The 7940-nt window shown below is 73.7% G+C and carries 8 protein-coding genes; 3 read left to right on the top strand and 5 right to left on the bottom strand.

The genetic code is table 11. The features are described 5' to 3' along the window. Nucleotides 1-56 precede the first annotated feature (56 nt). The gene (locus tag ACJOT3_RS29640; RefSeq protein ID WP_406976439.1) at nt 57-1658 is read right to left on the bottom strand and encodes a glycoside hydrolase family 13 protein; all 1602 of its coding nucleotides are present in this window, start codon (nt 1656-1658) and stop codon (nt 57-59) included. A 96-nt stretch (nt 1659-1754) separates the two neighbouring features. On the opposite strand from ACJOT3_RS29640, the gene ACJOT3_RS29645 reads away from it, so the two are divergent. Then, nucleotides 1755-2816: a LacI family DNA-binding transcriptional regulator gene (locus tag ACJOT3_RS29645; protein WP_406976432.1), complete on the top strand. Its 1062-nt coding sequence runs from the start codon at nt 1755-1757 to the stop codon at nt 2814-2816. 349 nt (nt 2817-3165) lie between these two features. Here the strand turns inward: ACJOT3_RS29645 and ACJOT3_RS29650 are convergent, their stop codons facing one another. Next, on the bottom strand, nt 3166-3708 hold the full coding sequence (locus ACJOT3_RS29650; RefSeq protein ID WP_406976433.1) for a hypothetical protein: 543 nt from the start codon (nt 3706-3708) through the stop codon (nt 3166-3168). A 231-nt stretch (nt 3709-3939) separates the two neighbouring features. On the opposite strand from ACJOT3_RS29650, the gene hemW reads away from it, so the two are divergent. Then, nucleotides 3940-5172, top strand: a complete 1233-nt coding sequence (gene hemW, locus ACJOT3_RS29655; protein ID WP_406976434.1) for a radical SAM family heme chaperone HemW — start codon at nt 3940-3942, stop codon at nt 5170-5172. A gap of 101 nt (nt 5173-5273) precedes the next feature. Here hemW and ACJOT3_RS29660 read toward each other — a convergent pair whose 3' ends face one another. Together ACJOT3_RS29660 and ACJOT3_RS29665 are read right to left on the bottom strand one after the other, a co-directional pair. Next, nucleotides 5274-5969 (bottom strand): DUF4870 domain-containing protein, encoded by a 696-nt coding sequence (locus tag ACJOT3_RS29660; RefSeq protein ID WP_406976435.1) that lies wholly within the window; start codon nt 5967-5969, stop codon nt 5274-5276. 42 nt (nt 5970-6011) lie between these two features. Continuing rightward, on the bottom strand, nt 6012-6341 hold the full coding sequence (locus ACJOT3_RS29665; protein WP_406976436.1) for a DUF4870 domain-containing protein: 330 nt from the start codon (nt 6339-6341) through the stop codon (nt 6012-6014). Between ACJOT3_RS29665 and ACJOT3_RS29670 the strand changes: the two genes are divergently transcribed. After that, nucleotides 6330-7349: a hypothetical protein gene (locus tag ACJOT3_RS29670; protein WP_406976437.1), complete on the top strand. Its 1020-nt coding sequence runs from the start codon at nt 6330-6332 to the stop codon at nt 7347-7349. The two genes, ACJOT3_RS29665 and ACJOT3_RS29670, sit on opposite strands and share 12 nt — an antisense overlap. 91 nt (nt 7350-7440) lie before the next feature. Here ACJOT3_RS29670 and ACJOT3_RS29675 read toward each other — a convergent pair. After that, the coding region (locus ACJOT3_RS29675; RefSeq protein ID WP_406976438.1) for a DUF3097 family protein at nt 7441-7940 on the bottom strand (500 nt) is incomplete at its 5' end.

A 7940-nucleotide genomic window follows, 5' to 3' on the forward strand; every position in this document is an offset into this window, starting at 1 on the left:
GAGGACGCCCGGCCGCCGGTGCACTCCATGAACGGAGCAGTCCTGCCGCGAACGGATCAGGCGCGCAGCCACACCGCGGTCTCACCCGGCAGGGACAGCACACCCCCGGCCGGGGCGGCGACCGCACCGCTGGCCAGCAGCACCTCGCCGCCGGTGGCCACCTCCGCCGGCTCCGCGCCGAGGTTGACCGCCACCCGCACACCCGGCTCGCGCTCGAAGAACAGCACGCCCTCGGGGGCGTCCAGCCAGGTCATCGCCCCGTCGCCGAGCGCCTCCAGCTCCCTGCGCAGCCCCAGCGCCCGGGTGTACAGCTCCAGCGTGGAGCCCTCCACCCCGCGCTGGGCGTCGCGCGCCAGCGCGCCCCAGCCCTGCGGCACCGGCAGCCACGGGGTGGAACCCGCGGGACCGAACCCGAACGGCGCCTCGCCCGCCTCCCACGGCAGCGGCACCCGGCAGCCGTCGCGGCCCCGCTCGGTGCGGCCCGAACGCTCCCAGGTCGGGTCCTGGAGCGCGTCCTCCGGCAGGTCGGTGACCTCCGGCAGGCCCAGCTCCTCGCCCTGGTACAGGTACACCGAGCCGGGCAGCGCCAGCATCAGCAGCGTGGCCGCCCGCGCCCGGCGCAGCCCCTGCTCCCCGCCGCCGAACCGGGTGACGTGGCGGGTCACATCGTGGTTGGACAGCACCCACGTGGTGGTCGCGCCCACGGCGCCGTTGGCCGCCAGGGAGCCGTCGATCACCTCGCGCAGCCGCGCCGCGTCCCACGGGGCGGTCAGGTACTCGAAGTTGAACGCCTGGTGCAGCTCGTCGGGCCGCAGGTAGCGGGCCACCCGCGCGGCGTCCTCCACCCACGCCTCGGCGACCATCGTGCGCTCGCCCGGGTAGGAGGCGGCGATCGCCGCCCAGCGCCGGTAGATGTCGTGCACGCCGTCCTGGTCGAAGTACGGCAGCGAGGTGCTGCCGTCGAGCAGGTCCGCCTTGGCGTCCTCGGCGATGTCGGGCAGCGCCGGGTCCTTGACCATGCCGTGCGCGACGTCGATGCGGAACCCGTCCACGCCCCGGTCCAGCCAGAAGCGCAGCACGTCGTCGAACTCGTCGTGCACCTCCTGGTCCGTCCAGTCCAGGTCGGGCTGCTCGGCGTCGAACAGGTGCAGGTACCACTGCTCGGGGGTGCCGTCCGGGCGCTTGAGCCGGGTCCAGGCCGCCCCGCCGAAGATCGACTTCCAGTTGTTGGGCGGCTGCTCGCCGTCGGGGCCCTTGCCGTCCCGGAAGATGTACCGGGAGCGGGCGGGGTCGCCGGGCTCGGCCGCCACGGCCTCGCGGAACCACCGGTGCGCGGAGGAGGTGTGGTTGGGGACCACGTCGATGATCACGCGGATTCCCAGGCCGTGCGCCGCCTCCAGCAGCGCGTCGAAGTCCCCGAGGGTGCCGAACCGGGGGTCGACGTCGCGGTAGTCCGCCACGTCGTAGCCGCCGTCGGCCAGCGGGGACACGTAGAAGGGGGTCAACCAGATCGCGTCCACGCCGAGTTCGGCCAGGTGGGGTAGGCGCTCGCGGATGCCGGCGAGGTCGCCCTCGCCGTCGCCGTTCGCGTCGGCGAAGCTGCGGACATAGATCTGGTAGATGGCCGCGTCGCGCCACCAGTGCGACTCAGAGGTCATCATGGGGGTCCTTCCCGGTCGGTGGCTGCAAGTTCTTGCGCAAGGTTACCGCCAACTTTCAACCATGTGACGGCCATCTCGACTAGAGTTGCCCCCATGGGTCCACGACTTGCCGACATCGCGCGGCACGCAGGTGTCAGCGAGGCGACCGTCTCGCGGGTGCTCAACGACAAACCGGGCGTTGGCAGCGAAACCCGCAAGGCCGTCCTGACCGCGCTGGACGTTCTCGGATACGAACGCCCCGCCCGGCTGCGCCAGCGCTCCGCCGGGCTCGTGGGCATGGTCATCCCCGAACTGGACAACCCCGTCTTCCCGATGTTCGCCCAGGCGGCCGAGGGGGCGCTGGCCCAGCGCGGCTACACGCCCGTCCTGTGCACGCAGACCCCCGGCGGAATAACGGAGGACGAGTACGTCGAGCTCCTCCTGGAGCGCAACGTCTCGGGGATCCTCTTCGTCTCGGGCAAACACGCCGACACCACCGCCTCCCACGAGCGCTACCGCTCCCTCGTCTCCCGGCGGCTGCCCATCGTCCTGGTCAACGGGTTCGCCCAGGAGATCCCGGCGGCGTTCATCTCCTGCGACGACCGCGAGGCCGGACGCCTGGCCGTCGACCACCTCGTCGCCCTGGGGCACACCCGCATCGGGTTCACCAGCGGCCCCGAGCGCTACGTCCCGGTGCGCCGCAAGCTGGAGGGCTACCACGCGGCGCTGCGCGACCACGGCCTGGACGGGTCCGACCTGGTGGAGCTGTCGCTGTTCGGCGTGGAGGGCGGCCACGCCGCCGCCACCCGGCTCATCGACCGCGGCGTCACCGCGATGGTGTGCGGCTCCGACATGATGGCGCTGGGCGCCATCCGGGCGGCCCGCCAGCGCGGGCTGCGCGTCCCCCGCGACTTCTCCGTGGTGGGCTACGACGACTCCCAGCTCATCGCGTTCACCGACCCGCCGCTGACCACCGTGCGCCAGCCGGTGCACGCCATGGCGCTGGCCGCCGCCCGGGCGCTGTGCGACGAGATCGCCGGACACCCCGTCTCCCACACCGAGTTCGTGTTCGGCCCCGAACTGGTCGTGCGCGGCTCCACCGGCATCGCCCCCGGCGCCGGGTCGGGCAGCGCCCGCACCCGCGACGACGCGGCCGTCCAGGGCTCCGCTCTCTAGAAACCTGACCCCCGGGGCCCGGTGCCACAGGCACCGGGCCCCGAGGTGTGGACCCTCCGCGCTGTCGGGCCCGGCCGCCGGGGCGGGCACGGCGCTCCGGCCCCCGCCCGTGGAGGCGGGCGCGCGAAGCGCCGGGATCGGTCCCTGACGGATACCGCTTTCGCCTGCCCGTGGGTGAGGGCCAGGGGTGGCAGGCGCTCGCCCGTCGGCGCGTGGGTGAGGGGCGTGGCCGGACGCCCGACAGGCGCGGGCCGCCGTGCTCCGGGGCCGGTGGTGCACTGTGGCCGCCCCGGGAACGCGGGGAGGCCCCTCCCAGGGCGGAGCGGGAGGGGCCTGCTTCAGGGGGCGGTCAGCGCAGCGCCGGGAACCGGCGGACCAGGGCGGTGCCGCCCCACCACCGGCCCAGCCCCAGGGTGTCGGCCGACCGGACCAGCGCCAGCCCCACCAGGATCAGGGCCATGACGATGTGGTCGTCCATGAACGGGTTGTTGGCGGGCGGCAGCACCGCCGCCCACATGAGCACCAGCAGCAGGGCGCCGGAGGCGGCGGCGACCCGCTCGCCCACTCCCAGCAGCAGGGCCGCGCCGATCCCGGCCAGGCCGATCATGAACAGCGCGTCAGCCCAGGTCGCGCCCGCGAAGGAGCCGAAGACCCCGGCCAGCGGGCCGCTGACGGCGTTGCCGAGGAACCCGGCCGTGGGGCTGCCCCCGGCGATCCAGGCCCCCTCCGCCGGGGTGGCGAACCCCAGGCCGAAGAGCTTGTCCACGAAGGCCCACAGGAAGGTCCAGCCGATGGCGAGCCGGGTCAGCGCGAACACGTACCGGGCGGCGGGGGAACCGATGAGGGGGGTGTCGTTGTCGGGGATGGTCCGGGGGAGTGTCGCGTCGGACATCTCGTGTCCTTTCGGCGGGGGCCTGAACGGCTTCTTCCACTAACAAGACAACCCCCTGCGCCCCGCCGTGCGGAGGGTCCGTCGGACCGGTCCCGCCGCCGTCGGTCCCGGCGGTTCGGGACGTTCGGCGCGCGCCCTGGTCACAGCCCCCGGACGCCCGCCCCTGTGAGCGGGATCTCCCGGCCCGCCGGGGCGGACCGGGCACACACGCGGGTCGGTGACACTGGGTACATGCCTTCCGTTGCCCTCGACGGCGAACCCGTACCGCGCACCGGCGACCTGCCGGAGGCCTCCCTCGCCGAACTCGGCGACCGGCCGCTCGGGTTCTACGTCCACGTGCCCTTCTGCGTCACCCGCTGCGGCTACTGCGACTTCAACACCTACACCGCCGAGGAGCTCGTCTCCCGCGACGGAACGGCGGTCGCCTCCCGCGACACCTACGCCGACCAGGCCATCGCCGAGATCGCCCTGGCCGACCGGGTCCTGACCGGCCCCCGGCCCCAGGTGAGCACCGTGTTCGTGGGCGGGGGCACCCCCACCCTGCTGGCCGCCGAGGACCTGGGCCGCATCCTCGCCGCCATCGCCGACCGGTTCGGCCTCGAACCCGGCGCGGAGGTCACCACCGAGGCCAACCCCGAGACCGTCACCCCCGAGTACCTGGCCCGCCTGCGCGAGGCCGGGTTCACCCGGGTGTCGTTCGGCATGCAGAGCGCCCGCGCGCACGTCCTGCGCGTCCTGGAGCGCGGCCACACCCCCGGCCGCCCCGAGCAGTGCGTGGCCTGGGCCCGCGAGGCCGGGTTCGAGCACGTCAACCTCGACCTCATCTACGGCACCCCCGGCGAGAGCGACGACGACTGGCGGGCCTCCCTGGAGGCCGCCGTGGCCGCCGGACCCGACCACGTCTCCGCCTACTCCCTCATCGTGGAGGAGGGCACCCGCCTGGCCGCCCGGGTGCGCCGCGGCGAGCTGGCCGAACCCGACGACGACACCATGGCCGACCGCTACCTCATGGCCGACACGGTGCTCGCCGGGGCCGGGTTCGCCCCCTACGAGGTGTCCAACTGGGCGCGCACCCCCCAGGGCCGCAGCAGGCACAACATGCTCTACTGGACCGGCGCCCACTGGTGGGGCGTGGGCCCCGGCGCGCACGGCCACGTGGGCGGCACCCGCTGGTGGAACGTCAAGCACCCGGCCGCCTACGCCGCCCGCCTGGCCCAGGGCTCCAGCCCCGCCCAGGCCCGCGAGGCGCTCACCGCCGAGGAGCGCCGCTTCGAGCGGGTGCTGCTGGAACTGCGCGTGGAGCAGGGCTGCCCGCTGGAACTGCTCGAACCCCACGGGCGCGAGGCCGCCGCCCGCGCCGTCGCCGAAGGCCTGCTGGACGCCGACGCGCACCGCGCGGGCCGCGCCGTGCTCACCCGCCGGGGGCGGCTGCTGGCCGACGCGGTGGTCCGCGACCTCACCTGAGCCGGGCGCACGCTCGCGCGGGCGCCCGAACCCACCCCGCACACACGACGAGGGGCCCGGTCCGACGACCGGGCCCCTCGCGGCGTTCGCGGATCAGGCCGCTACTTGATCCAGGAGACGTTGAACGGGTAGCGGTACCACTCGCCCTTGTTGGCGGCCACGCCGCCCAGGATGCCGAAGACGACGGCGGCGACCCAGCACAGGAACCAGGTGATGGCCCCGATGAAGACGAACATCAGGACCCAGGAGACCACGTAGCCGATGAGGATCAGCAGCTGGAAGTTGAGCGCCTGCGCCGACTGGTCGCGGACGAAGGGCGACTCGTCGCGCTTGATCAAGTAGATGATCAACGGGACGATGAAGCCGAGCAGGCCGCCGCCCAGGTGGGCGAACAGGCCGAACTGCCGCTCGTCCGCGCTGGGCGGGGCGCCCGTGGCCGAACCCGGCTGCTGGGCGCCGTAGCCGCCCTGCGGGTAGCCGGCCGCCTGGTAGCCGCCGGTCTGGTCCTGGTACCCGCCCGGGGGCGGGTAGCCGCCGGGCTGCTGGGCACCGGGCGGCGGGTAGCCGCCGGAGGGGTCCTGGTAGCCGGGGTTCTGATAGCCGGGCTGCTGCTGGCCCGGGTCCTGGTAACCGGGGGCGGGGTAGCCGCCCGAGGGGTTCTGCTGCCCCGGGGGCGGGTAGCCGCCGGAGGGGTTCTGCTGACCGGGGGCCGGGTAGCCACCGGACTGGCCCTGGCCGCCCTGCTGCGGGTTCTGGCCGTAGGGGTCTTCCGGCGGTGGAGTGTTGGGATACGACATGTCGGGTTCCTTAGGGACGGGTGCGTTCGTGCGTGCGGTCGGTCACTTGAGCAGACGGATGCTGATCGGGTAGCGGTACCACGCTCCCTTGTTGGCTCCGTTAGCACCTAGGACGCCGAACACGATCGAAACGATCCAGATCAGGGCGATCAGGAGGGAACCGATCCACGACAGGATCGGGAAGAAGATACCCAGACCGATGAAGACCACCCCGGCGAAGATGTACGGGATGAGCAGCGTGATCTGGAAGTTCGCCGCCTCGGAGGCGTGGTGGCGCACGTACGGCGAAGTATTGCGCTTGGCGAAGTAGATCGCCAGCGGGGGGATCCAGCCCAGGCAGGCGATGATGAAGCCGGACAGGTGGGCGAGCATCGCGACCAGGACCTCGTTGTCGCCGCCCTGGGCCGCCGTGGCGCCGGGGACACCGGGTTGCGGCTGTCCGTACTGCGGCTGCGCCTGCTGCCCCTGGTGAGGCTGCTGGGGCTGTCCCTGAGGGACACCGTACTGCGTTTGCGGGGCCTGGGGCTGCTGGCCGTACCGGCCCTGGTCGCCGTACTGCGCCTGCTGGGGCTGCTGCCCGTAGGGCTGGGCGCCGGGCGCCGGAGCGAAGCCGGGCTGGCCCTGGCCGTACTGCGCCGGGGGCTGCTGGGGCTGTCCGTACTGCGGCTGCGCCTGCTGGGGCTGGCCGCCGTATTGCTCGTGCCCCGGCTGCCCGCCGGAGGGCTGGCCGTAGGAGGGCTGGCCCCCCGAAGGCTGCCCGTAGGCGGGCTGGGCGCCGGAGGGCTGGCCGCCCTGCTGACCGTAACCCTGCTGCCCGCCGGACGGCTGCTCGCCGTACTGCGGCTGTGCCTGCTGGGGCTGGCCGCCGTACTGCTCACCATGCTGGCCGTAACCCTGCTGGGCGCCCGAAGGCTGGCCGTAGCCCGGCTGCGCGCCGGACGGCTGACCGTAGGCGGGCTGTCCACCGGACGGCGGCTGCGCCTGGCCGCCGTGCTGCCCATAGCCCTGCGGCTGGTCCTGCCCGCCGGAGGGCTGCGCGCCGTGCTGTTCGTAACCCTGCTGCCCATAGCCGGGCTGTGCGCCGGAGGGCTGACCGTACTGCTCGCCGTACTGGCCGTAGCCCGGCTGGCCACCGGACGGCGGCTGCGCCTGGCCGCCGTACTGCTGACCACCGTGCCGCTGCCCGTACTCGGGAGAGTAGGGGGACGGGGCCTGCGGCTGCTCACCGTACTGCGGCTGTGCCTGCTGTGCCTGCCCGCCCTGGTGTTCGTGGCCCTGGGGCGGCACCTGCTCGCCGGAGGGCGGACCCTGGTTCGGGTCCTCCGGGGACGGGGGGTTCGTCGGGGTCTCGCTCATGCTCTTCCTTGGCTCCGCTGGTGAGGGGCGCTATCTCGTGTCTACCGGGCTGTACCGACGACCGGAGGCAGAAACCGGGCCTCGTGTCCGGTTCAAATCCTAGGCGCAAGGGGGGTCAGGGGCCGTGCGGGCCGGTGACGAAGTCGATCAGTTCCTCCACCCGACCCGACAGGGACGGCTCCAGGTCAGCATAGGTACGCACAGACCCCAGGATCCGGCGCCACGCCTCACCCGTGCTCATCCGCCAGCCCAGCGCCTCCAGGACCCCCTCCTTCCAGGGGACCCCCCTGGGCACCTCGGGCCAGGCGCGGACGCCCACCACGGCAGGGCGCACCGCCTGCCACACGTCCACGTAGGGGTGGCCCGCCACCAGGACGTCCGCGCCCCGCACGCGTTCGGCGATCCGCGACTCCTTGGACCCCGGCACCAGGTGGTCGACCAGCACCCCCAGGCGCCGCCCCGGGCCGGGGGTGAACTCCGCCACGATCGCGGGCAGGTCGTCGACCCCCTCCAGGAACTCGACGGCCACCCCCTCCACGCGCAGGTCGTGCCCCCACACCTTCTCGACGAGCTCGGCGTCGTGGGCGCCCTCGACGTAGATCCGGCCCTTCCGGG

The organism is Nocardiopsis protaetiae, from assembly GCF_045446735.1.
Lineage (GTDB): Bacteria > Actinomycetota > Actinomycetes > Streptosporangiales > Streptosporangiaceae > Nocardiopsis > Nocardiopsis protaetiae.